The 23245-nt window shown below is 46.9% G+C and carries 22 protein-coding genes; 8 read left to right on the forward strand and 14 right to left on the reverse strand.

Annotated features, from left to right (window positions below; all coding sequences use genetic code 11):
* The first annotated feature begins 467 nt into the window (after positions 1-467).
* The 6 genes from vpsL to vpsQ all read left to right on the forward strand — a co-directional run bounded on the left by vpsL (position 468) and on the right by vpsQ (position 7018).
* Positions 468-1865, forward strand: coding sequence for an exopolysaccharide biosynthesis glycosyltransferase VpsL (gene vpsL, locus GOU96_RS01860; protein WP_080371370.1), 1398 nt, complete (start codon positions 468-470; stop codon positions 1863-1865).
* Between the two features lie 70 nt (positions 1866-1935).
* Positions 1936-3132 carry an exopolysaccharide biosynthesis beta-barrel protein VpsM gene (vpsM, locus tag GOU96_RS01865; protein ID WP_000433343.1) on the forward strand — a complete coding sequence of 399 codons (1197 nt, stop codon included), beginning with the start codon at positions 1936-1938 and terminating at the stop codon, positions 3130-3132.
* A 3-nt stretch (positions 3133-3135) separates the two neighbouring features.
* Positions 3136-3663, forward strand: a complete 528-nt coding sequence (gene vpsN, locus GOU96_RS01870; RefSeq protein ID WP_000978825.1) for an exopolysaccharide export protein VpsN — start codon at positions 3136-3138, stop codon at positions 3661-3663.
* Positions 3664-3687: 24 nt separating this feature from the next.
* Positions 3688-5901: an exopolysaccharide regulatory tyrosine autokinase VpsO gene (gene vpsO, locus GOU96_RS01875; protein WP_174499634.1), complete on the forward strand. Its 2214-nt coding sequence runs from the start codon at positions 3688-3690 to the stop codon at positions 5899-5901.
* Positions 5902-5933: 32 nt separating this feature from the next.
* Positions 5934-6605, forward strand: a complete 672-nt coding sequence (gene vpsP / locus GOU96_RS01880) for an exopolysaccharide biosynthesis protein VpsP (RefSeq protein WP_258501657.1) — start codon at positions 5934-5936, stop codon at positions 6603-6605.
* Positions 6584-7018 carry an exopolysaccharide biosynthesis protein VpsQ gene (gene vpsQ, locus GOU96_RS01885; RefSeq protein ID WP_001187438.1) on the forward strand — a complete coding sequence of 145 codons (435 nt, stop codon included), beginning with the start codon at positions 6584-6586 and terminating at the stop codon, positions 7016-7018. Before vpsP ends, vpsQ begins: the two co-directional genes overlap by 22 nt.
* 150 nt (positions 7019-7168) lie before the next feature.
* On the opposite strand, the gene GOU96_RS01890 is transcribed toward vpsQ, so the two are convergent.
* Entirely contained in the window at positions 7169-7765 is a 597-nt protein-coding gene (locus GOU96_RS01890) for a YitT family protein (protein WP_000410937.1), read from the reverse strand.
* A gap of 340 nt (positions 7766-8105) precedes the next feature.
* Between GOU96_RS01890 and glyA the strand changes: the two genes are divergently transcribed.
* Positions 8106-9356 carry a serine hydroxymethyltransferase gene (glyA, locus tag GOU96_RS01895; protein WP_000919132.1) on the forward strand — a complete coding sequence of 417 codons (1251 nt, stop codon included), beginning with the start codon at positions 8106-8108 and terminating at the stop codon, positions 9354-9356.
* 162 nt (positions 9357-9518) lie between these two features.
* Here glyA and GOU96_RS01900 read toward each other — a convergent pair whose 3' ends face one another.
* The 13 genes from GOU96_RS01900 to leuS all read right to left on the reverse strand — a co-directional run bounded on the left by GOU96_RS01900 (position 9519) and on the right by leuS (position 22622).
* Entirely contained in the window at positions 9519-9845 is a 327-nt protein-coding gene (locus GOU96_RS01900; RefSeq protein ID WP_001015526.1) for a hypothetical protein, read from the reverse strand.
* Between the two features lie 195 nt (positions 9846-10040).
* Positions 10041-11006 (reverse strand): lipoyl synthase, encoded by a 966-nt coding sequence (gene lipA, locus GOU96_RS01905; protein ID WP_000042590.1) that lies wholly within the window; start codon positions 11004-11006, stop codon positions 10041-10043.
* Positions 10999-11649 carry a lipoyl(octanoyl) transferase LipB gene (gene lipB / locus GOU96_RS01910; RefSeq protein WP_057554223.1) on the reverse strand — a complete coding sequence of 217 codons (651 nt, stop codon included), beginning with the start codon at positions 11647-11649 and terminating at the stop codon, positions 10999-11001. Before lipB ends, lipA begins: the two co-directional genes overlap by 8 nt.
* Before the next feature lie 187 nt (positions 11650-11836).
* Positions 11837-12115 (reverse strand): DUF493 family protein YbeD, encoded by a 279-nt coding sequence (gene ybeD / locus GOU96_RS01915; protein WP_000932180.1) that lies wholly within the window; start codon positions 12113-12115, stop codon positions 11837-11839.
* A 147-nt stretch (positions 12116-12262) separates the two neighbouring features.
* The gene (locus GOU96_RS01920; protein WP_000748292.1) at positions 12263-13438 is read right to left on the reverse strand and encodes a serine hydrolase; all 1176 of its coding nucleotides are present in this window, start codon (positions 13436-13438) and stop codon (positions 12263-12265) included.
* 91 nt (positions 13439-13529) lie between these two features.
* Positions 13530-14321, reverse strand: a complete 792-nt coding sequence (rlpA, locus tag GOU96_RS01925) for a septal ring lytic transglycosylase RlpA (RefSeq protein ID WP_001080121.1) — start codon at positions 14319-14321, stop codon at positions 13530-13532.
* The gene (gene mrdB / locus GOU96_RS01930; protein WP_000781440.1) at positions 14321-15442 is read right to left on the reverse strand and encodes a peptidoglycan glycosyltransferase MrdB; all 1122 of its coding nucleotides are present in this window, start codon (positions 15440-15442) and stop codon (positions 14321-14323) included. Before mrdB ends, rlpA begins: the two co-directional genes overlap by 1 nt.
* Positions 15439-17355 (reverse strand): penicillin-binding protein 2, encoded by a 1917-nt coding sequence (gene mrdA / locus GOU96_RS01935; RefSeq protein ID WP_000945987.1) that lies wholly within the window; start codon positions 17353-17355, stop codon positions 15439-15441. The genes mrdB and mrdA overlap by 4 nt, the downstream gene beginning before the upstream one ends.
* Positions 17356-17361: 6 nt before the next feature.
* A complete protein-coding gene (rlmH, locus tag GOU96_RS01940) occupies positions 17362-17832 on the reverse strand; it encodes a 23S rRNA (pseudouridine(1915)-N(3))-methyltransferase RlmH (RefSeq protein ID WP_267780992.1) in 471 nt (156 codons plus the stop codon).
* Between the two features lie 2 nt (positions 17833-17834).
* The gene (rsfS, locus tag GOU96_RS01945; RefSeq protein ID WP_001161137.1) at positions 17835-18152 is read right to left on the reverse strand and encodes a ribosome silencing factor; all 318 of its coding nucleotides are present in this window, start codon (positions 18150-18152) and stop codon (positions 17835-17837) included.
* 68 nt (positions 18153-18220) lie between these two features.
* Positions 18221-19249 carry a DNA polymerase III subunit delta gene (gene holA / locus GOU96_RS01950; protein ID WP_001223842.1) on the reverse strand — a complete coding sequence of 343 codons (1029 nt, stop codon included), beginning with the start codon at positions 19247-19249 and terminating at the stop codon, positions 18221-18223.
* Positions 19250-19254: 5 nt separating this feature from the next.
* A complete protein-coding gene (gene lptE / locus GOU96_RS01955) occupies positions 19255-19869 on the reverse strand; it encodes an LPS assembly lipoprotein LptE (protein WP_001246446.1) in 615 nt (204 codons plus the stop codon).
* 176 nt (positions 19870-20045) lie between these two features.
* Positions 20046-22622 carry a leucine--tRNA ligase gene (gene leuS, locus GOU96_RS01960; RefSeq protein ID WP_042988518.1) on the reverse strand — a complete coding sequence of 859 codons (2577 nt, stop codon included), beginning with the start codon at positions 22620-22622 and terminating at the stop codon, positions 20046-20048.
* Positions 22623-22751: 129 nt separating this feature from the next.
* Between leuS and GOU96_RS01965 the strand changes: the two genes are divergently transcribed.
* Positions 22752-23222 carry a zinc ribbon-containing protein gene (locus tag GOU96_RS01965; RefSeq protein WP_001125919.1) on the forward strand — a complete coding sequence of 157 codons (471 nt, stop codon included), beginning with the start codon at positions 22752-22754 and terminating at the stop codon, positions 23220-23222.
* The last annotated feature ends 23 nt before the right edge of the window (positions 23223-23245 follow it).

Here is a 23245-nt window from a genome sequence, read left to right on the forward strand (position 1 = left end):
ATAAACGATTCATATTATTTCTCTATGGTATCTTAAATCACGACTGGTCTATGTTGCGGGTTAAATAATTTGTTTTTCATTTTTCTCAAAAATAAATCAAATAAAGTCCAAAAAGTAATACAGGTTGTATTTTTATTTAGATTGGTTCTTTTGTTTTTGATTTTGTACTTTTGTAATCTAATTGTTTAATCATTGTGTTAACTTTGGTTTATTTTGAGCTTGATTGAAAATGTTCTCTCAAGTTGCGTTTCGTTTAACTATTTGTTTTTATGTGTTTTATTTGTTGGTGTTGATGTTGGTCTGTATGTGTCTAGGTTTATTTCAATCTGTTTCAATGTGCTTTTTTATTTGTATTCAGTCTTAGAATTGATTCAGGTATTTCTATTAATAAAGATGTAGTCTTTAAAAAAGAATTTAATACATTCCAATTATTCTTCGGGAAATCTTACATCGGTTAGGAGCGTCTAGTGATGAAGGAAAAAAGCAGAATACGCATTACTAACTATCACGGTAAATTTTTCTACCGATTAATTGATAGCATTTTTATATTAGTAATTATGTATATATCGATTAAGTCGAATCAGCATGTTGTTACCATGTCTTATATTTCGGTTGCCTTGCTAGGGGTGCTTTTTTACTCCTACATTGCAGAAAGTTTAGATATTTACAGTGGTTGGCGAACAGCAAAGCTGCGTTCACTTTCTTTGCATACGGCATTCTGTTGGGCTGCGACCATCGCTAGCTTGACCCTATTGGCTTACTTCTCCAAAACGGGGATCGAGTTTTCTCGCATGGTGATGGGCGCTTGGTTTGTCGGTTCTTTTATTGGCTTGATTGGTTGGCGTGTATTGGCATTTGCGACCATTCACTACATGCACAAAAAGGGTCTGCATACCAAGAAAGCGGTCATTATCGGTATGACTACTCAAGGGCAAGAGTTATCAAATAATCTGCTCAAAAACCCTGAACTAGGGATTGTGATGCAAGGTTTTTATGATGACCGTGCGCCTGAGCGCCTTAAAGAGGGGGCGCCTGTGCTGGGCAATATCAATGATGCATTAAGCCTTGCGAAAACTGGGCAGGTGCAAAATGTCTATATTGCTTTGCCGATGCAAGCGCAGCGCCGTATCAACCAAATTTTGGATGCGTTTTCGGACAGTACGGTCAATACCTACATAGTGCCTGACTTTTTTACTTTTAATTTACTGCACTCACGTTGGTACACGATTGGTGATGTCAACGCGTTTAGCATTTTTGATACCCCCTTTAATGGTTTGCTCAACTGGGTGAAACGCTTTGAAGATCTGGTGCTGAGCAGCTTGATTTTGCTCTTGATCAGCCCAGTGTTATTGGCCGTCGCTATTGGCGTTAAGCTGAGCTCGCCTGGCCCCATCATTTTTAAACAAAACCGCTATGGTTTAGATGGCAAGCCGATCCAAGTTTGGAAATTTCGCAGTATGCGAGTGATGGATAATGGCAGTCATGTGCAGCAAGCCACCAAAGGCGATCCACGAGTTACACGATTTGGTGCGTTCATTCGTCGAACATCGCTGGATGAATTACCGCAGTTTTTCAATGTGTTGCAAGGAAGTATGTCGATCGTGGGGCCAAGGCCACATGCCGTTGCGCACAACGAGCAATATCGCACCATAGTGAATCGCTACATGCTGCGTCACAAAGTGAAGCCCGGCATTACTGGATGGGCACAGATCAATGGTTGGCGTGGTGAAACTGATACGCTCGACAAGATGGAGAAGCGAGTGCAGTTCGATCTGGACTACATCCATCGCTGGTCGCTGTGGTTTGATCTGAAAATCGTCTTCCTGACTATTTTCAAAGGATTTGTTGGAAAAAACGCGTATTAAGACAGGGCACTTGCGTTGTAAGTGCGAGTGCTACTCTTGAATAAATATCGATTTAAATAAGTGCAGGCAAATGGAACCGATTAAACTGACTTCTCTTTTTTCAGCCAGCTTGGTCACGCTGGCTGTGACTTATGCGCCATTAGGGGTTGCGAAGCCAACGCCGAATCCTATCGTGACGGAATCTGGGATGGCGGTAGTGCCGTTTCTTAATCTTTCGACGGGCTATAACGATAACTTGGCCAAATCAAACCAGCAGCAAGACAGCTCGGCCTTCTCGGTGATTGAATCGGGAGTCGGTTTTATAGTCGAGCCGCAAAGCAGTAAAACCCAATTGGGATACCGTTTTCGCAACGGAACGTATTTTAGTTCTCAACAAGATAACTTTACCGATCACTACCTTGATTTGACCAGTGATTGGGAATTGAACTCCCGCCACCGCATTGGGTTTGAGTATAACTTAGCCTTAGCCCATGAAGGCCGTGGTGAGAACGATACAACACTCGGACTTGATTACAACCAATATGAGAGCCACAGTGCCAATCTTGGGTATGGTTTTGGTTCAACAGAAGCGATTGGTCGGATTGAAACCAATATCGGTTGGCAAGATTTTACTTACCAAAATAACCGCACCATTACTCAATATCAGGACTGGGATGAGCTGCGCTTTAACTCCACTTTTTATTATCAGGCATTACCGCGCACCTCGTTTATCGCGCAAGTGATTGCTAACTCTCGTCGTTATGACCTGATCGCACCGGGAACCAGCAGCAAAGATAATAATCACTACTTTGGTTATCTCGGTGCTTCTTGGGATGCCACAGGGAAGTTGCGAGGCAACGCAAAGCTTGGTTACCAGCAAAAAGATTTTGATGCAGCCAGCCGTAAAGACTTTGACTCTTTTTCATGGGATGTGGATGTGACTTATCTGGTTCGCACCTACTCAGCACTCCAGCTGGTGACCAATCGACGTTCGACCGACTCTGATGGCGATGGTGACGCGATTGACGCAGCGACCTATCAAGTCAACTGGTCACACAATTGGAATACCCAATGGACGACTGAAGCCGCATTAACGCGTTTAGAGGAAGACTACACGGCATCGAATCGTGATGATGAAACGACGAATGCGAGTTTACGTGCCAGCTATGATTTTCGCCGTTGGCTGACCTTTGAGTTGGGTGTAGGACGAGAGCGGAAAGACTCCAATATCGACTCGTTAAGCTATAGTCAAAATGTGTATTACCTGTCTGTTCAGGGCGTGATGTAACCCATGATGAAGTACCTACTCTCTTTTTTGCTGTGCCTATTGGTATGGCCGTCATTGGCTGTCGCCAATGACGATTTTTATCGTCTCGGTGTTGGCGATCAGATCCGTATTCAAGTCTATGACGAGCCCGAACTCTCATTTGAGACGCGGGTTAGTGACAACGGCAACATTGATTATCCCTTCCTTGGCCGAATTCGCTTGAAAGGTAAAACCTTGGAAGAAGTCAAAACCACGATTCACGATGGTTTGCTGGATGGTTATTTGATCAACCCTAATGTCTCCGTCTCGATCTTGGAATACCGTCCTTTCTTTGTGAATGGTCAGGTAATGAAGCCTGGAAGTTATCCTTATCATCCCGGTTTGACGGTGAACAAAGCGATCACTATTGCAGGTGGGTTTACGGAGCGTGCCTCAAAAACCAATCTGTTTATCTCCAGTAGTGACGATCCGGAAGCCAAACCGACCAAAGCCACATTGCTGAGTAAACTTCAACCCGGTGACATACTGACAGTCGCCGAAAGCTTCTTTTAATTTTAGGGTGTAACGGTACACAAGATGACAGGCAAACAATTCACTCAAGAAGAAGTGATCGATATTCGTCAGTATTTTAATGTGCTACTTAACTATAAGTGGCGCATCTTACTTTTCTCCGTGATGGTGACGGCGATCACCTTACTGTTCGTGCTCTCAATACGCTCAGAATACACAGCGCGTGCGACTATTTTGATTGAATCGACGCAAGCGAAAGCGGTATCCATTGAAGAAGTGTATGGGCTCGATACCAAAAGTCAGGAGTATTACCTGACCCAAATTGAGATCCTCAAATCTGACACGATCGCTCAAGAAGTCATTGAACGACTTGATTTAGCGTCCGATCCAGAATTCGACTTAAGCCCAGAGAGCGACGCTTCTCCAAGCTTAAAAGAACGCTTGGTTGAGTGGATGCCATTCTTACAGGGGTTTAAGCAGGAAGAGAGCGTCGCCGATCCTGATTTGGAAGCGTATCGCCAAAATCGACTGATCTTGTATAAGTTCAAACGCGGAATGGAGATTAGCCCGATCCGCAAAACCCAGTTGGTGAATATCTACTACACCGCAGGTGATCCTAAGTTGGCGGCGAAAATCGCGAATGAGATTGCGCGGGTGTATATGGACAGCCATTTGGAAGCCAAGTTAGAGGTAGAGCTAAAGGCGAATACTTGGCTAAATACCCGTATGGAAGAGCTGCGTACTCAATTACGAGAATCGGAAGCTAAGTTACAAGCGTTTTTGCAAGCGGAAGGCTTGGTTGATGTGCAAGGTGTTGAAGGGCTCGCAACGCAAGAGTTGGAAGAGCTGACTTCGCAGATGAACAAAGCGCGTGATCGCCGCGTGGCCGCGGAAACCCTGTATCAAGTGGCGAACAGCTACAGTAAAAATGACAGTGACTTGACGGCTTTGTCGTCGATTCCTGAAATTTCCAATCACCCAACCATCCGTGATTTGAAAGTCGCGGAAGTGGATGCTGAGCGGAAAGTCTCTGAGTTTTCTAAGCGTTACGGCCCTAAACACCCGAAATTGAAATCGGCATCAGCACAGTTAGAAGCGGTGCGTAAAAATCTGCGTGCAGAGCTGAGACAGCTGTTAAATGGTATCAATAACGAGCTGCAAGCGGCCAAACAGTCTGAGCGGTCATTACAAACGGAATTTAATCAGCGTAAATCTGAGTTCCAGACCCTGACGGTAAAAAATGCTAAGTATTCTGAGCTGAAGCGCGAAGTACAAACTAACCGTGAATTGTTTGACCTGTTTTTAGCGCGTCAAAAAGAGACCAGTGCTTCGGGGGATTTTAATACCACGATCGCTCGCTTTACTGACCAAGCCAGTGCACCATTAGCGCCGAGTAAACCCAATAAAAAATTGATTGTATTGCTTGCCTTTGTGGTGTCGTTTGGTTTTGCTTGTGTAGTGGCGTTTATCGCTGATGCGATGACTGATACCTTTGCCGACATCAAACAGGTCGAGAAACAGCTGGCACTGAGTTTATTGGGCGTTGTTCCTGTGGTGCGTAAACAGCGTGGCAAACTGGATGCGAAAGCCTATTTTGATGAGAAACTGCGTGAGCTAACCGAAGCGGTGCGTACGATACGGACCAGCTATTTGCTTGCGCATGTCAATCAAGATCAGCATGTCGTGATGCTCACATCTTGTCTGCCCGGAGAGGGAAAGACGACATCTAGCCTGAACTTGGCCTTGTCGTTGGCGCAAATGGAAAAAACCTTGCTGATTGACTGTGATTTACGCAAACCGGCGATTGCGCACCGTTTTGGCATTTCTGGCTCACAACCGGGCGTCACCAATTTACTCAATGGCACGCAAAGCTTAGAAGATTGCGTCTACCATGATGAGCAATCCGGGCTTGATATTCTCACTGCGGGTGTTTATGCCTCCAACCCGTTAGAGCTGCTCTCTTCAAGCAAATTTAGTGAACTGTTGGCCGATTTACGTACTCGCTATCAACGCATTGTGATTGATACGCCACCCTGTCTCGCAGTGAGCGATAGCTTTATGTTGGCGCAATACGTGGACTCTGTGATTTTGGTGATTGATGCCAACCATACTCGAACGCCAGTCGTGCGGGAAGTGGTGGGTAAATTGACTCAGCAGGGCAGTCGTATTGATGGTGTGATACTCAATCGTCTTAATGCGAAAAAGGCTTCACGCTACAGCGGCTATTATCACTACCAAGCTTACTATGGCGAAGAGACGAAATCGGGCGCGGCAAAGTGAACGCTTTTTTTCAGTTTGGATGGCGTGTCGGGGTGGCGAGTTCTGCGTTGTGGGTGATCTATTTCGCCTTCCAGCAAGGGATCGCCTCCTTGTATGGTGTTATCGCTGAGAAGGCTCTGCTAGCTTGGAATCATTCTCCGGCGACGCTCTCGGCCGTGGATGATGCGCACAAGGCTATCCAGAGTGCGATTGAGTATAGCCCTGAACATCCGCAGTATTATTTCTTACAGGGACGGATTTTTCAGTGGCAAGCGTATCTTGCTCAGGAGCAAGATACGCAGCAAGCGTTGCATGCGGCTAAAACCGCGTTTCTGGAGAGTGCCGAGCGGCGCCCAACTTGGCCTGACACTTGGGCTGAATTGTTAAAGATTGAAGCTCAGTTATCTGCTCACGATGCAACGCAGCCTCATTCGAGCAAGGACTCTCTCGATAAATTTATGCGCAATGCTGACCGGTATGGACCCTATACACCAGCCGTGAATATTGCCATCTCGCAGGTGGGGTTAGCACACTGGAAACAGTGGGATAGTGAACAAAAGTGGTTGGTGATTGAACATCTGGCGCGCGGACTAGACGGCAAAAACAGTCGACACCTTTTGGCGGATTACCTAAAATCGGCGCATCAGTTCAAACTGGCTTGCACTTTAGCCTCACGCCGTGAGCCCAAATTAGAGATTTCCATTTGCAACAGCGTCTTAAAATAGGCCGTCAAATCTATCAACAGCGTCCAGTTTCTTTGGTGTTGTTTGGCTTGTTAGCCTTGTCAACGGCTTTGGCTTCTTGGTTGAAATCTTCCGGCTGGCATGCCGATTATATTTACCAATTAGAAAGGGCAGTGGGTGGAGATACCCATTTGCATGGCCTATTAGCCATGTTGCTGACGTTGGCGCTGTATCGAGTGCTTTCTGCCACGAGCCACAGCTATAAGCTGGTCGTATTCACTGGCTTGTTGGTGGCGATTTGCTGCTTGATTGATGAAGGTATGCAAGCCTTCACACCACTTCGCACTTTTTCTATTCAAGACATCTTAGCCAGTTTCATTGGGGTGACACTGGCGAGTGTGATCAACACTATGCTCGCGGGTTTACTGCAACGTAAGCAAAGAGAGCCTTATTAGGCTCTCTTTTTACTATACCTACTTGAAGCTGCAGCGGTATTGGCTACGTTCGTTCACCCCAATCACATAGTCTGTCTATGCTGATGGGGATTCACTCTCTTGCCGCCTACCTGCAACTCCAAGTAGTTTTGGTATAACTAGCAGAACAGACTAATAGATGACGCGATAACGGCTCGGTTTGTGATTCATTGCCAGCACGATATTGAGTAAAAACGCCCCCAAAATCGATAAACCTATGGTCAGTGGAGAAACAAAAAAGAACGAGGCGAGCAAGATTAAACCGTCAATCGCCATCTGGCTTTTCCCGACTGAGATGCCAAATCTGTCTTGAATAAAGAGGCACAGCACATTAAAGCCGCCAAGGCTTGAGCGATGACGAAACAAAATCAGCATCCCTAAGCCCATCAATAGCCCTCCGGCTACCGCGCAATAAACTACATTCACTTTTTCAAGAGTAATCAACATGGCCAGGTGATCGGCAAAGATCGAGACTAAAGCGCCAGAAATCGCGCTATTAAACGCAAAACGAGCACCAAAGCGCTTCCAAGCCAACAGATAAAATGGGCAATTCGAGAGAAAATAGAGCACGCCAAAGGTCAGCGGCAAAAATTGGGTCATTAGCAGCGCTAATCCTGTGGTTCCTCCGGTTAGCAGTTGTCCCGCTTGTAGAAAATAGACGCCCTGTGCGACAAGAAATGTCCCAGTCAGAATCGCGATCCAATCTTCTTTATGTGAATGTTTTTCCATAAATTCCGTTATCAGGAGAGAGAATGGCGCGGATGTTAATGAAAAGCGGATATTTTCGGTAGCTAGGGATGGAAAATTGAGGTAAACCTATGTCACATCCGCTTTACAGGGTGTAAAGCAAAAAATTGACAGTTTTGTTGTTTAGATAGGTTTTATACCTAGAGCATGAATACTGTCGTAGTGGTTATGAAAAAACTGCATGATAAATTCATGAATTTGGGCTTTATGATAAAGATCAAATTATGTAGAATGCGCGCCATAAAGTGATGACGAAAACGTTTGCGTGGAGTCATTGTGTGGTTTTTTTGCAATTTCAGTCAATCTGAGTCAGGAGATACAGATGCTTAAGCGTGATATGAACATCGCTGATTACGATCCGGAGCTATACGCTGCCATTCAGGAAGAGACGCTTCGTCAAGAAGAACATATTGAACTTATTGCTTCAGAAAACTACACCAGCCCGCGTGTAATGCAAGCACAAGGTTCTCAATTGACCAACAAGTACGCCGAAGGTTATCCAGGTAAGCGTTACTATGGTGGTTGTGAGTACGTGGACAAAGCAGAAGCTTTAGCGATTGATCGTGCTTGCCAACTGTTTGGCTGTGAATACGCGAACGTTCAGCCGCACTCTGGATCTCAAGCGAACAGTGCTGTGTACATGGCGCTGCTCAACCCAGGTGACACCGTGCTAGGTATGAGCCTTGCTCACGGTGGTCATTTGACTCACGGTTCACCGGTTAACTTCTCGGGTAAGCACTACAATGTGATCCCTTACGGTATCGATGAAGCGGGCCAAATTAACTACGATGAAATGGAAGCCTTAGCACTGGAGCATAAGCCAAAGATGATCATCGGTGGCTTCTCGGCTTACTCACAAATCGTGGATTGGAAACGCATGCGTGAAATCGCCGATAAAGTGGGTGCTTACCTGTTTGTTGACATGGCGCACGTTGCGGGTCTGATTGCGGCGGGTGTTTACCCAAGCCCAGTGCCTTTTGCACACGTTGTCACGACCACCACGCATAAAACACTGGCAGGTCCACGCGGTGGCTTGATCTTGTCAAATGCCGGTGAGGAGATGTACAAGAAGCTGAACTCTGCAGTATTCCCTGGCGGCCAAGGCGGTCCTTTGATGCACGTGATTGCGGCTAAAGCGGTGGCGTTCAAAGAAGCGATGGAGCCTGAGTTTAAAGAGTATCAAGCGCGTGTGGTGAAAAACGCCAAAGCTATGGTGGCTCAGTTCCAAGAACGTGGTTACAAGATCGTCTCTAACAGCACGGAAAACCACTTGTTCCTTGTTGATCTGATTGATAAAAACATCACAGGTAAAGAAGCAGATGCCGCTCTGGGCGCTGCCAATATCACGGTTAACAAGAACTCGGTACCAAATGACCCACGCAGCCCGTTTGTGACTTCAGGTATCCGTGTTGGTACACCTGCAATCACTCGCCGTGGTTTTACCGAGCAAGACGCAAAAGATCTCGCCAACTGGATGTGTGATGTTCTAGACAACATCAATGATCAAGGTGTGATTGAAGCGACGAAACAAAAAGTATTGGCGATTTGTCAACGTCTGCCTGTTTACGCTTAAGCGCTAAAACCCAACCATGTGAAGTTGCAACGCTATGGTTGCAACTTTCTTTGGGTAGGTTGTCCTGATAAAAAAGCCTGCGAAGTTCGCAGGCTTTTTTGTTTGTCATCCCTAAACCACCGCTTTTAGTGGCGGTGATTGTTTGGTCAATCGCGTCAGTATTTACTTACTGACGCTGATCATGGTGCCGGATTTACACTTGAACATGTAGTACTTGTTGCTTTCGGTAAACTTACCTAAGCCTTCCCCATCACAATAATCCACGTTGATATCGCGCATGATATCGAGAGTTTTCTCAGTTTTCAGGGCAAACTTCGCGCCATCAGCGCACACAATGCGTACTTGGCCATCATCGCTGACTGAGTAAATGTTCACTTCGGTATTACACAGCTCAAAAGAGGCTTCACGATAGTTATCTTGCTGGGTATTCGATGAACAACCAGCCAATAGCGCTGCAGCAGTGAGGGCAAATAAGCCGATATGATTCATTATTATTTCCTTGTGGTCAGGATTCACTCAAAAGCACCATCGGGCGAGCGAAAATTAATCGAAACTTTAGCCTAAGCCTATAGAAGCCAAGCGTAGGATTCAAGGTTAAATCAGGGAATTGGTTGAGATTATGGTGAAGGATCTCATCCCCGTGAAAAGCATCAAGCCTGCGAGGTGCAGGCTTGATGAGGAGGCTTATTTGACTTCTAAACCCTTGGCTTGTAAGTCAGCATGGTAAGAGGAACGTACAAAGGGTCCACAGGCTGCATGAGTAAAGCCGAGTTCTAGAGCAATCTCTTTCAGCTCATCAAACTCTGCGGGTGGCACGTAGCGTTCAACCGGCAGATGGTGGCGACTTGGTGCGAGATATTGGCCAAGGGTCAGCATGGTGACGCCATGAGCACGGAGATCTTTCAATACTTCGACGATCTCTTCTTTAGTTTCACCCAAGCCCATCATCAAACCGGATTTAGTCGGTACATGAGGATGCTGCTCTTTAAATTGACGCAGCAGCTCTAACGACCACTTATAGTTAGCGCCTGGGCGCACTTTACGATACAAGCGTGGCGCGGTTTCCAAATTGTGGTTGAACACATCGGGCGGATTGTCTTTTAAGGCCTCAAGAGCCACTTCCATACGACCACGGAAATCAGGCACCAAGGTTTCAATCTTGATGTGCGGATTCAAAGCGCGAATTTCACGGTTACAATCGGCGAAATGTTGTGCACCACCATCACGCAAGTCATCGCGGTCCACCGAAGTAATTACCACGTACTTGAGCTTCATATCATGAATGGTTTGTGCGAGCTTTTTCGGCTCTTCCGCTTCTGGTGCATTGGGGCGGCCATGGGCAACATCACAGAATGGGCAGCGACGGGTACAGATAGCACCTAAAATCATAAAGGTCGCCGTACCATGGTTAAAACACTCAGCCAAGTTAGGGCAGGAGGCTTCTTCACAGACTGAGTGAAGATTATTTTTACGCATGGCGGCCTTGATGTCTTGAATGCGCTGGCTATCCGCAGGTAGCTTTATCTTCATCCATTCTGGTTTGCGCAGAACTTCTTTCTGCTCTGTCGGCATGTTCTTGATGGGAATCAAAGCCATTTTGTCGGCGTCACGATATTTAACGCCGCGTTCCATCTGAATTGGTTTACTCATGATTGTATGCTTCTGTGCTGAATTCGACTTGCTCGTAGTCCAGTAGAGTAACGAGTTCTTGGATTAATACTTTTTCAACCTGTTCCATGCTGACCGGATGCAGGTCACTCACTTGAATCATCTCCATTCCAGCATACCCACAAGGGTTAATACGTAAAAATGGAGCAAGATCCATCTGAATATTGAGTGCGAGTCCGTGGAAAGAGCATCCCTTGCGGATACGCAAACCTAAAGAGCAGATTTTTCTATTTTGTACGTAAACTCCGGGGGCATCGGGTCGTGCGGCTGACTCAATTTGATAATGTTTTAAGGTGTGAATAACCAAATTTTCAATGTGTGTCACTAATTCACGGACGCCGAGCTTTTTACGGCGTAGGTCAATCAGAAAATAGGCGACTAATTGCCCCGGTCCGTGGTAGGTGACTTGCCCACCCCGATCACTTTGTACAACAGGAATATCTCCAGTATTGAGGAGGTGCTCAGCTTTGCCGGCTTGTCCTTGAGTAAACACGGGGTTGTGTTCGACAAGCCACACTTCATCAAGCGTTGTGGAGTCACGTTGATCAGTGAATTGATGCATTGCCTGCCAAACGGGAGTGTAGTCCTGTCTGCCAAGGCGTCTCACCAACAGCTGGTTTTCCATTATTGTCATCCGCCAGAGATATATAAAGTTTTTCGATTATAAACTGCTTACCTGTAATGAACTACACATCAGGGGGAACTTTTTGACCCTGATAATAAGGTGGTTTTGTTAATTTTTTGAAAAATAAAGAAAAAGCAGCCTAAGCTGCTTTCAAAAATATTTGAATAAATAAAATAATAGCGTGGTTTTACAGAACCATACGCACAATATCGATTTCACCGAGCTCTTTATAAAGGATCTCTACTTGTTCAATTGAGGTCGCGTGAATAGTCACCGACACCGAATGGTAGTTACCCTTAGCGCTGGGTTTAACGCGTGGGCTGTAGTCACCAGGAGCATGACGTTGAATCACTTCCAACACACGTTCTGGCAGCTCAGGCTTAGCGTGTCCCATCACTTTGTAGGTAAAGGAGCATGGGAATTCGAGCAGATCTTTTAATTTCGCATCAGAGTTGATGTTCAGCATGGTGAAACTCCAGTTTGAGCATTGGAAAAACGGGACGAAATACTACAGCCATTCGGGCGTGATCTCAAGCTCACAAAAAAGCCTCATGAAGCGGCTTTTGGGGAGATCAATCTCTTTAGACAGTATTGGCTTTACTGGCTGAACGGTTTAAAACCAGCTTTTGAACAGCAGAACCAAGTAATCCCATAGGCGGCTAAATAGGCTGCCTTCTTGCACATCTTCCAGTGCGAGCAATGGGTATTGAGCAATATCGTTACCAGCTAATTGATAGTAAAGTGTGCCGACGACATCACCTTTCTTCAGCGGTGCTTTCAATTGTTTTTCAAGTACAAAGCTGGCGGTGAGATCTTTGGCTTGTCCGCGTGGCAAAGTTACGTAAGTATCTTTATCAACACCGAGTGCAATCGTGTCTTTATCGCCCATCCAGATGGTTTCATTCACGAAAGTCTCACCCGCTTTGTGTGGTGCCACGGTTTCAAAGAAGCGGAAACCGTAGCTCAGTAGCTTCTTACTTTCCGCTTTACGCGCGTTTTCGTTGTCAGTACCCATCACCACCGCAACCAAGCGCATGTTGCCTTCTGTAGCAGAGCTCACGAGGTTATAGCCAGCACCACTCGTATGTCCGGTTTTAATGCCGTCCACATTCATGCTTTTATCCCAAAGCAAACCGTTACGGTTGTATTGAGTGATGCCGTTGTAAGTGAATTTTTGCTCGGAGTAGATTGCGTACTCTTCAGGAACATCACGGATCAGAGCTTGGCCAAGTAGAGCCAGATCGTATGGCGTAGAGTAAAGATTAGGATCGTCCAAACCGTGAGAGTTAGTGAAGTGCGAATTCTTCATCCCAAGTGAGCTTGCCCAAGCGTTCATCAGGTCAACAAACGCATCTTCCGTTCCTGCGACGTGCTCTGCCATCGCTACACACGCATCATTACCCGATTGGATGATGATGCCGCGGTTGAGATCGCTGACCTTAACCGTGGTTCCGACTTCAACGAACATTTTCGAAGAATCAGGGAAGTTTTTCGCCCAAGCATTTTTGCTGATCACTACATCGTCATTTAGCGAGATGTTGCCACGCTTTACTTCTTGACCGATCACGTAACTGGTCATCATCTTGGTTAGGCTGGCAGGAGAGAGTTTGGTATCCATCTCTTTTTCAGCCAACACTTTTCCTGAATGGTAATCCATCAGTACATAGCCTTTAGCGGCAATTTGTGGTGCGTCTGGTGTCACGATAGGAGAGGCGAAAGCAGTGCTGCTTAGCGTGATAGAAAGCGTAATAGAAGACGCTAACACAGATTTGAGGATTGATTTTTTCATGGTGAATGCTTAGTTCTACTTAAGTGTCCGTAATCTTAACAAAAATAACGTCTCAAACCAGACCAGATAGACTCAGGTCAGGTTTGAGTGGTCATTTAGCACGTTTATTAATCGTCTTGATAAATGCGCTGTCATAGCCTGCGGATTTTACTTGTTCAAGTAAAGTCTGCGTCAGGTCATCGTCAGTAAATGGCCCGAGGAATAAGCGATGCGTATTATTTGTACTCTCGACGAAGCTCGGTGCCGATAAGTTCTGACCGAGGTTTTGCGCTAAAGTTCGCACGCGTTCGATATGTTGTGATGAAACCACCTGAATCACATATTCGAGGGCGTTGTTTTTACTTTTCGGGCGCGGTTTAGTGGGTTTATCGACGGTAATCACTTCAATGCGCACATTGGCGGTTCCTGCTTGGACCACCCCAATTTTATAGGCGGCTGCATAGCTAAGGTCGATGATTCTTCCATCATGGAAAGGCCCACGGTCATTGACTCTTACCACGGTCGATTTGCCATTGTCCGTATTGGTCACTTTGACATAACTGGGAATCGGTAGCGTTTTATGTGCTGCCGTCATCGAGTACATGTCGTAAATCTCACCGTTTGAGGTGAGGTGTCCATGGAATTTTTTGCCGTACCAAGAGGCTTTGCCACTTTCGGTAAACCCTTTAGGGTTTTTAATGATGCGATAGCTCTTACCACGCAGATTGTAATCTTTATTACCCCCGAAGCTGTACGGTTCATATTGCGGATGTGCATCTTCAATATGTTCGACAGACAGTGGTGTATCGGGTGCTTGATCGTCAGACATATCATAGCGCCCCCCAGGAGAGCTACATCCAGCGAGGATTAAAACGAGCAGTAAGTATAAATAAATTCGGTTCATTAAATCGTCTTCGAAAACGCTTTGCGGTGCGTATGGATGGACATCAAAATACCGAAACCGGCCATCAGTGTCACCATCGACGTTCCACCATAACTAATCAGTGGTAGTGGAACACCCACCACGGGTAAAATTCCGCTCACCATGCCTATGTTCACAAACACATAAACAAAGAAGCTCAATACGATACTGCCAGCCATCATACGCCCAAAGGACGTTTGTGCATGGCTAGCGAGATAAAGTCCACGACCAATAATAAATAAATAGAGGCTGAGTAGGACTAAGATGCCGATCATACCCCATTCTTCGGCAATGACTGCAAAGATAAAGTCAGTATGTCGTTCAGGAAGAAATTCAAGTTGTGATTGTGTGCCGTGTAACCAGCCTTTTCCTGACAAGCCACCTGAACCAATCGCAATTTTACTTTGGATGATGTGATAGCCAGCGCCAAGAGGGTCGGATTCAGGATCGAACAAAGTACGCACGCGGGTTTTTTGGTATTCGTGCATCAGGAAGAACCACAGCACAGGCACAAAAGCGCCGATGGCTACGGCCGCTGCAGTAATCAGCTTCCAGCTAATGCCCGCCAAGAAGATTACAAAAATGCCCGAGGCTGCAATCAAAATTGAGGTGCCAAGGTCGGGCTGTTTCGCAATTAAAATGGTTGGAACGAACACCATTACCAACGAGGCGAATAAGGTTTTGAACGAAGGAGGCAGTGCGTGTTTGCCGATGTAACGTGCCACCATCAAAGGTACGGCGAGTTTGAGCAGTTCTGAAGGCTGAAAACGGACAAAACCGAGATCTAGCCAACGTTGCGCGCCTTTGGATATTTCCCCAAACAGCAGTACACACACCAACAATATGACGCCGCAAAAAAATAGGATAGGTGCAGCACTCTCATAGGTACGCGGTGGAATTTGCGCCAGAATCACCATGATGATGAGAGCCATGGCCATGCGCATGGCTTGGCGATCCATCATCGCTAGACTCTGACCGCTGGCGCTGTACATCACCACTAAGCCAAATCCCATTAGGGCAAGAACGCCAAGCAGTAGAGGCAGGTCAATATGAAAACGCTCAAACAGCGCCCGGTTTTGTCCGGTTGCAGGATCCATCTTCATGGCTGTATTACCTCTTCTTTTGATTCTGCTTTTGGCTCTTCTTCTTTTTTGCCCAAAATCACGTGATCGAAAATTTGTCGCACGACTGGCGCACCATTACTGGAGCCGCCGCCGCCATTTTCCAATACGAAGGTGACGATAACTTTGGGATCTTTGACAGGGGCAAAGCCCGTAAACAGAGCATGGTCATGTAAGTGCTCTGCTAACTCACTTGCGTTATATTTTTGGCCTTCCGCTAGACCAAATACTTGCGCTGTCCCTGATTTTCCCGCACTTTCGTAAGGCATATTCTGGAAGGCGCGACGTGCGGTTCCTTTAGCGCCATGGTTAACCAGATACATGCCATGGATAGCCATGTCCCAATACTTTTTCGGCACGCCATCAATCGGTGGGTAAGTGGTGTACTCGGTCTCTTTTTGGGTTGAGAACTGTTCACCATTATCTATGGTGGCACGCAGAAGATGCGGGGCAATCACTTTACCGTGGTTAACTAAAACCGATGTCGCTTTGGCAATTTGCATTGGTGTGGCAGTCCAATAGCCTTGTCCAATCCCAACCGGAATGGTGTCACCTTGATACCAAGGCACTTTGTGACGTGCCATTTTCCACTCGCGTGTTGGCATATTGGCTTTACTCTCTTCGTAAATATCAATCCCCGTCAGATCCCCAAAGCCAAAGCGCATCATCCAACTGGAGAGTTTATCTATGCCCATGTCATAGGCGATTTGATAGAAGAAGGTATCTACCGATTCTTCGAGAGATTTAATGATGTCTACCCGGCCGTGGCCCCAACGTAGCCAGTCGCGGAAAGGCCGAGTATCGGTATTGGGAATGCGCCAGTAACCCGGATCATTACGGGTGGTATTGGGTGTAATGATCCCATCTTGCAGTGCGGACACCGCAATAAACGGTTTGACGGTTGACCCCGGCGGATAAATGCCAAGCGTGGTGCGGTTTACTAATGGACGACGTTTGTCATTGAGTAAATCGCTGTAGGCTTTACCTGAAATACCATGCACGAATGCATTGGGGTCGTAACTTGGGCTCGATGCCATGGCGAGCACGCCATTATCTTTAGGATCGAGAGCGACAATCGAGCCGCGGCGACCTTCGAGCAGCTTGTAGGCATAGAGCTGAAGTTCGATATCGAGATTGAGCACGATATCTTTTCCCGGAATGGGGGGGACGTATTTAAGGGTGCGAATGACACGGCCACGGCTGTTGACTTCGACTTCCTGATAACCAGCGGTACCGTGCAGTAAGTCTTCATAGTAGCGTTCAATCCCCAGTTTGCCGATGTCTCGGGTGGCTTGGTAGTTGGCTTTTTTACCTTCTTTGTCCAAGCGTTCGAGATCTTTATCGTTAATCCGCGATACATAACCAATCACGTGGGTCAGCACTTCGCCATAGGGGTAATAGCGTTTGAGGTTAGCGGTGACTGAAACGCCGGGGAATTTATGTTGATTAACGGAAAATTTCGCCACTTCATCGTCGGTAAGCTGAGTCAGCAGCGGTACAGAATTAAAGCGGCGAGTCTGTTTGCGTTCCTTTTCAAAGGCGGCAAGCTTTTCTGGGCTGATCTCAATGAGTTGTTGCAAGCGCGCAATGGTCTCTTCCATATTTGGCACTTTTTCTGGGATCACTTCTAAGTTGAATACCGGACGGTTTTCCGCCAGAAGCACACCGTTGCGGTCAAAAATCAGCCCGCGGTTAGGCGCAATCGGAACGACTTTGATGCGGTTATCGTTGGATCGCGTTTTGTAGTCTTGATATTGGTTGATCTGAATATTGTACAAGTTGGTCACCAGCAGACCCATGCAGATCAAGATCCCGACAAAAGAGACGATGGCACGATTACGAAACAGATGCGTTTCGGCTTGATGGTCGCGGATAGGGGTATGCTGGCGTAACATGTCACTCTATTCTCGGTGGTAAGGGTGGTTAGTAGTAATGCTCCACGCACGGTATAAACTTTCTGCCATCACCACGCGCACTAGTGGATGAGGCAAGGTCAGTGGAGAAAGAGACCAACTTTGGTCTGCCGCGGCTTTACAGGCGGGCGCAAGGCCTTCTGGTCCACCAATCAGGATCGAGACGTCACGCCCATCCAGTTTCCAGCTTTCCAACTGTACTGCGAGCTCTTCCGTATCCCAACGTTTGCCGGGAATATCTAAGGTGACGATTCGATTGCCTTTGGGCACTGCGGCCAGCATCGCTCCGCCCTCTTTTTGTAAGATACGCGCAATATCAGCATTTTTACCGCGTTTACCGGCGGTAATTTCTACCAATTCCAAAGGCATATCATGAGGGAAGCGACGACGATACTCTTGGAAGCCTTCTTCGACCCATTTAGGCATCTTAGTACCGACGGCGATCAGTTGAATCTTCACACTTAACCCCAGAGTTTTTCCAATTGATAGAGTTCGCGTGGCGCTTCTTGCATCACATGCAACATTACGCTACCCATATCCAGAACGACCCATTCACCTTCATTTTCGCCGTTCATACCCAGTGGTTGCAGGCCAGAAAGTTTGGCTTCATTGGCTACGTGTTCAGCGATGGAGGCGACATGTCTTTTGGATGTGCCAGTACAGACAATCATGTAATCAGTAACGCTGGATTTCTCTTTTACATCTAGAGTTACGATATCGACCGCCTTCATGTCGTCAGCTTTGTCGAAAAGAAAGTCTTTAAGTGCTTCACCTTGCAAGAGAATGTCCTCTGAAAATCATCAATAAAATACAGCTTTCGCTTAAAAGGGCGCAGTATATCACGCTTTTAGTGAGGCAAAGGTAGGTTTGCCTGAGGATTGCAGCATTCAAGGCTTAGTTGCTGCAAGATTGGCCATACTGGCTGTTCGTATTGCGTTTTTGCCAGTAATTCAGCCTGAGTTAATATTCCAACCAACCGAAGTAGGGCGCGACTCGATAAGCGCTGTAAAGCGGCAGAGTAGAGTGGTCTTCGATTCTGCCAGACACGATAGCGATCAAAAAGACTCCCCAAATTACCCAGCTGTTGGCGCTCTTGTTGCCATTTAAGCAGTTGAGTCAGCTCTTTTTGCGCGGTGCGGATCAGAATAATTGGCTCACTCTCTTCGAGCATGAGCTGGCGCAAAATACGCTGAGCACGGTTGGCTTTGCCTTCTAATAGCGCATCCATCCAGTGATAAGGCGTGAAATGGTTATGGCGGCTCAGCGACTCTTCCAAGCGCACTAAAGTCAGTAGACCATCGGGGTAGAGTAACGCTAATTTTTCGAGACTTTGCGCTAATGCAAAGAGATTACCTTCATGCCACTGCGCCAACATTTGTACCGCTTCGGCATCCGGTTTTAAACCGAGGGCAAAACAGCGCTGCTGAACAAACTGAGGTAAACGGCTCAATTCTGGCGTGAGGCAGTTAACCCAACAGGCTTGCTGCGCAAGCGTTTTGAACCAAGCTGCGTTCTCTTGCGCCTTAGTCAGTTTGGGGCCAATCACCAGCAAGAGAATGTCTTGGTGAAGTTGGCCTACCAGTGCGCTAAGTTCCTTTGCCGTTTGAGCATTGACCCCAGATTCTGGGATCTCAATTTCGATAAGTTGGCGAGATGAAAACAGACTCAGTGCTTGGCAACAGTCATACACCGCGTTCCAATCGAGCCCGGCATCCGCGCTAAATCGGTGTTTTTCCAAAAAACCTTGCGCTTGTGCCGTTTTTTCGATGGCGGTTTTGGCTTCTTGGAGCAGCAGTGGCTCATTACCGAATACGAGGTAAATCGGATAGAGCGTTTTGTGCAGTGATTCAGCCAGTTTTTCAGCGTAAATGCGCATCGAAACTACTCACTGCTGCCTTCTGTTGACACTGGGTTGGCTACTTCTTGCGTATCAACGCGATAGTCAGTGATCCCTTCGCCTTCAATACTTTCATCATCCAACGTTTTACGTGCAAAGTCTGCTTTTAAACGTGCCATCTGGCGCACAATTTGGCTGGCAGCTAGCTTGCGCATTTCATCTTCAATCATGTCGCGCTCAACGGATTTTGCTAGGGCTGTTAGAGGGTTATCTAAGTAGCTGCGTGTTACGCTAGTTGTGAATGTACGACTGCCCAGTTCGGGAACAGTGACGCGATAAGAGGCACGGAAAGTAAGCTCTTTTTCTGCAGCGCGAGTATTTTGGTAAAGTGACAACGTGCGTTCACTGGTGCTTTCACTGAGTAGATGTAGATTAGGTAGATCTTCTGCTGGAGCTTGCAGATCGATTTTATTCAAACGTAACTGACGGTGCACCATACGAGTAAAGGTGCTGTATTGGTCATAGCTGGTCAGTGACATACGAGAGAGTTCTTGGGGAATATCGTAATCACCGCGCAAGTGGAAACCACAAGCCGTGAGTAAGCTTGTCATCAGAACCAAGAGTGACCATTTCAAAGTAGGGAAAAGAGTGTTACGCATGGATGCTTCAGTCTCGTTATTAGGCAAAATACTTATCTCAGCTCACCAAGAGCGAAAGCTTGCTGTGCGATAAGCTGAGATAAGTAAACAGGGCGAACCCTGTTTACTGACATTAAAATAAGCCATCAGTTCAGCGAGTGTTCTCATGGCTTAGTGACTCATCGATAAAATGTGAGTTAGTTGGCAACGATGTTCAGCAGTTTGCCCGGTACGTAAATCACTTTACGTACGGTGAGGCCATCAATGAACTTCTGTACGTTTTCATCTTGCATACCGAGCGCTTCAACCTGTTGTTGAGTAGCATCGGCAGCGACAGTGAGTTTACCGCGCAGTTTGCCGTTGACTTGCAGCACGATCAGCTTTTCATCTTCGACCAGTGCGGCTTCATCGTACGTCGGCCAGCTTGCCGTATCGATATTGCTTTGACCCAGTGCCACCCACATTTCGAAACAGATATGCGGTGTGATTGGGTAAAGCATGAGCGTGATGGCTTTGAGTGCTTCATCCAGAATCGCGCGATCTTGCGCTTCGGTCATCGGCGCTTTCGTCAGCTTGTTCATCAGCTCCATGATTGCCGCAATCGCCGTGTTGAACGTTTGGCGACGTGCTACGTCATCCGTCACTTTAGCGATGGTTTTGTGCACATCGCGGCGCAGCGCTTTTTGGTCTGCATTCAGTGCTGAAGCATCTAAAGCGGGAGCTTGGCCGAGCTCAGTGTGCTCACGCACCAGTTTCCATACGCGGCGCAGGAAGCGGTTCGCACCTTCAACACCAGATTCTTGCCATTCCAACGTCATATCCGCTGGTGAAGCAAACATCATGAACAGACGTACTGTGTCTGCGCCGTACTTATCAACCATTTCTTGTGGGTCGATACCGTTGTTTTTCGACTTAGACATTTTAATCATGCCTGAGTGTTCAACTTGGCGGCCACTTGCATCAACCGCAGAAACGATACGGCCTTTGCCATCACGTTCCACTTTCACTTCGGTTGGTGATACCCACTCTTTACCACCTTTCTCATTGGTGTAGTAGAAGGCATCAGCCAGTACCATGCCTTGGCATAGCAGCTTTTTGAACGGCTCATCACTCTTCACATAACCCGCGTCACGCAGCAGTTTGTGGAAGAAGCGTGAATAGAGCAGGTGCATACACGCGTGTTCAATACCACCGATGTACTGATCAACCGGCAGCCAGTAGTTGGCTTTCTCTGGATCTAAGATGTCATCCGCTTGTGGTGAACAGTAACGCGCGTAGTACCATGAAGACTCCATAAAGGTGTCGAAGGTATCGGTTTCACGCAAGGCTGGTTCACCGTTAAAGGTGGTTTTTGCCCACTCTTTATCAGCTTTGATTGGGCTAGTTACGCCATCCATCACCACATCTTCTGGTAGGATAACGGGCAGTTGGTCTGCTGGTACTGGGTGTACTTGGCCATCCTCCGTGGTCACCATAGGGATTGGAGCACCCCAGTAACGTTGACGAGACACGCCCCAGTCACGTAGACGGAAGTTAACGGTTTTCTTACCTTTGCCTTCTGCTTCCAATTTGGCAGCAATCGCATGAAAGGCAGCTTGGAAATCCAAACCATCAAATTCGCCAGAAGCGAAAAGAACACCTTTTTCAGTGTAAGCCGCTTCAGACACATCCAGCTCACTGCCATCGGCAGGCTTAATCACAGGGATGATGTCTAGGCCATATTTGGTCGCGAATTCAAAGTCACGTTGGTCGTGTGCAGGCACAGCCATTACCGCACCAGTACCGTAATCCATCAACACGAAGTTCGCGATATAGATAGGTACTTCACGGCCGTTGAGAGGATGGATCGCGGTTAGGCCTGTCGCCATGCCTTTCTTTTCCATGGTCGCGATTTCAGCTTCTGCAACCTTGGTGTTTTTACATTCATCGATGAAGGCGGCGAGGGCTGGGTTATTCGCTGCCGCTTTTGTCGCTAGAGGGTGGCCTGCAGCGATACCGACATAAGTAACCCCCATCAGAGTATCTGGACGCGTGGTGTACACTTCAAGATCGGTGTTTTCACCTTTAACGGCAAATTTTAGTTCCACACCTTCAGAGCGGCCAATCCAGTTGCGCTGCATGGTTTTGACCATTTCAGGCCAACCGTCTAGGTTATCCAGATCGTCAAGCAGCTCTTGAGCATAGGCGGTGATCTTAATAAACCACTGTGGGATCTCTTTTTGCTCAACCGGAGTGTCACAACGCCAGCAGCAACCATCTTCCACTTGTTCGTTAGCCAGAACCGTTTGGTCGTTTGGACACCAGTTGACTGATGAGGTTTTTTTGTACACTAAGCCTTTTGCAAACAGCTTAGTGAAAAACTCTTGTTCCCAGCGGTAGTACTCAGGGCGACAAGTTGCGAATTCACGATTCCAGTCATAACCAAAACCCAGTAGCTTGAGCTGGTTTTTCATGTATTCGATATTTTCGTATGTCCAAGGTGCTGGCGCAGTATTGTTTTTTACCGCTGCGTTTTCAGCAGGCAGACCAAAAGCATCCCAACCAATAGGTTGCAGTACGTTTTTGCCTTGCAGACGTTGGAAACGAGAGACTACATCACCGATGGTGTAGTTACGCACGTGACCCATGTGCAGTCGGCCACTTGGATAAGGGAACATGGAAAGACAGTAGAATTTTTCTTTATTTGGGTCTTCACTTACAACGAAGGTTTTGTTGTTGTCCCAGTGCTGTTGAACTTTGTGTTCAATATCTTGCGGGTTGTATTGCTCTTGCATCGATGACATCCATCTTGGAATTTGTGAGTTCAGTAGGAACGAAGTCTTTCGGTTCGGCATAGAATACAGAAAGCAGGGGGTTACAACAATAGCTAATCCGGCAGCCATCAGGCTTGAGAGAGGTGAGAAATGCCAAAACAGAAAGCAAGTTATGAAGCCTTACTGGAAGAGGTAGTGGAAACACTCAAACACAGCCCAGATGGCGTGAATGAGATCGTTGAATCCTCTGCGAAATACGTCGATGCGGCGAATGATTTGACCAAGGATGAGCTTGCGCTGATCTCCGCTTATGTAAAAGCTGACCTTAAAGAGTTCTCGCAAAGTTTTGAGCAAAGCAAAAGCAGCCCATTCTATCTGATGATCACCAATTCTATTTGGCAGGGGCTACTGGATATTACCGACCGCACCAAAGTGGAATGGGTCGAGCTGTTTGCTGATTTAGAACACCAAGGCTTGTATCAGGCGGGAGATATGATTGGTTTGGGCGTGTTGATCTGTGATCAGTGCGGTCATAAAACCGAATTTAATCACCCAACGGAAATTGAACCCTGTTCGCAATGTGGCGGTAAAGCGTTTAGCCGCCAACCACTGAAACCTTAGTTGGATAAAGCGTTGCAATAAAA

It is taken from the genome of Vibrio sp. R-1 (assembly GCF_035615595.1).
GTDB classification, from domain to species: Bacteria; Pseudomonadota; Gammaproteobacteria; order Enterobacterales; family Vibrionaceae; genus Vibrio; species Vibrio cholerae.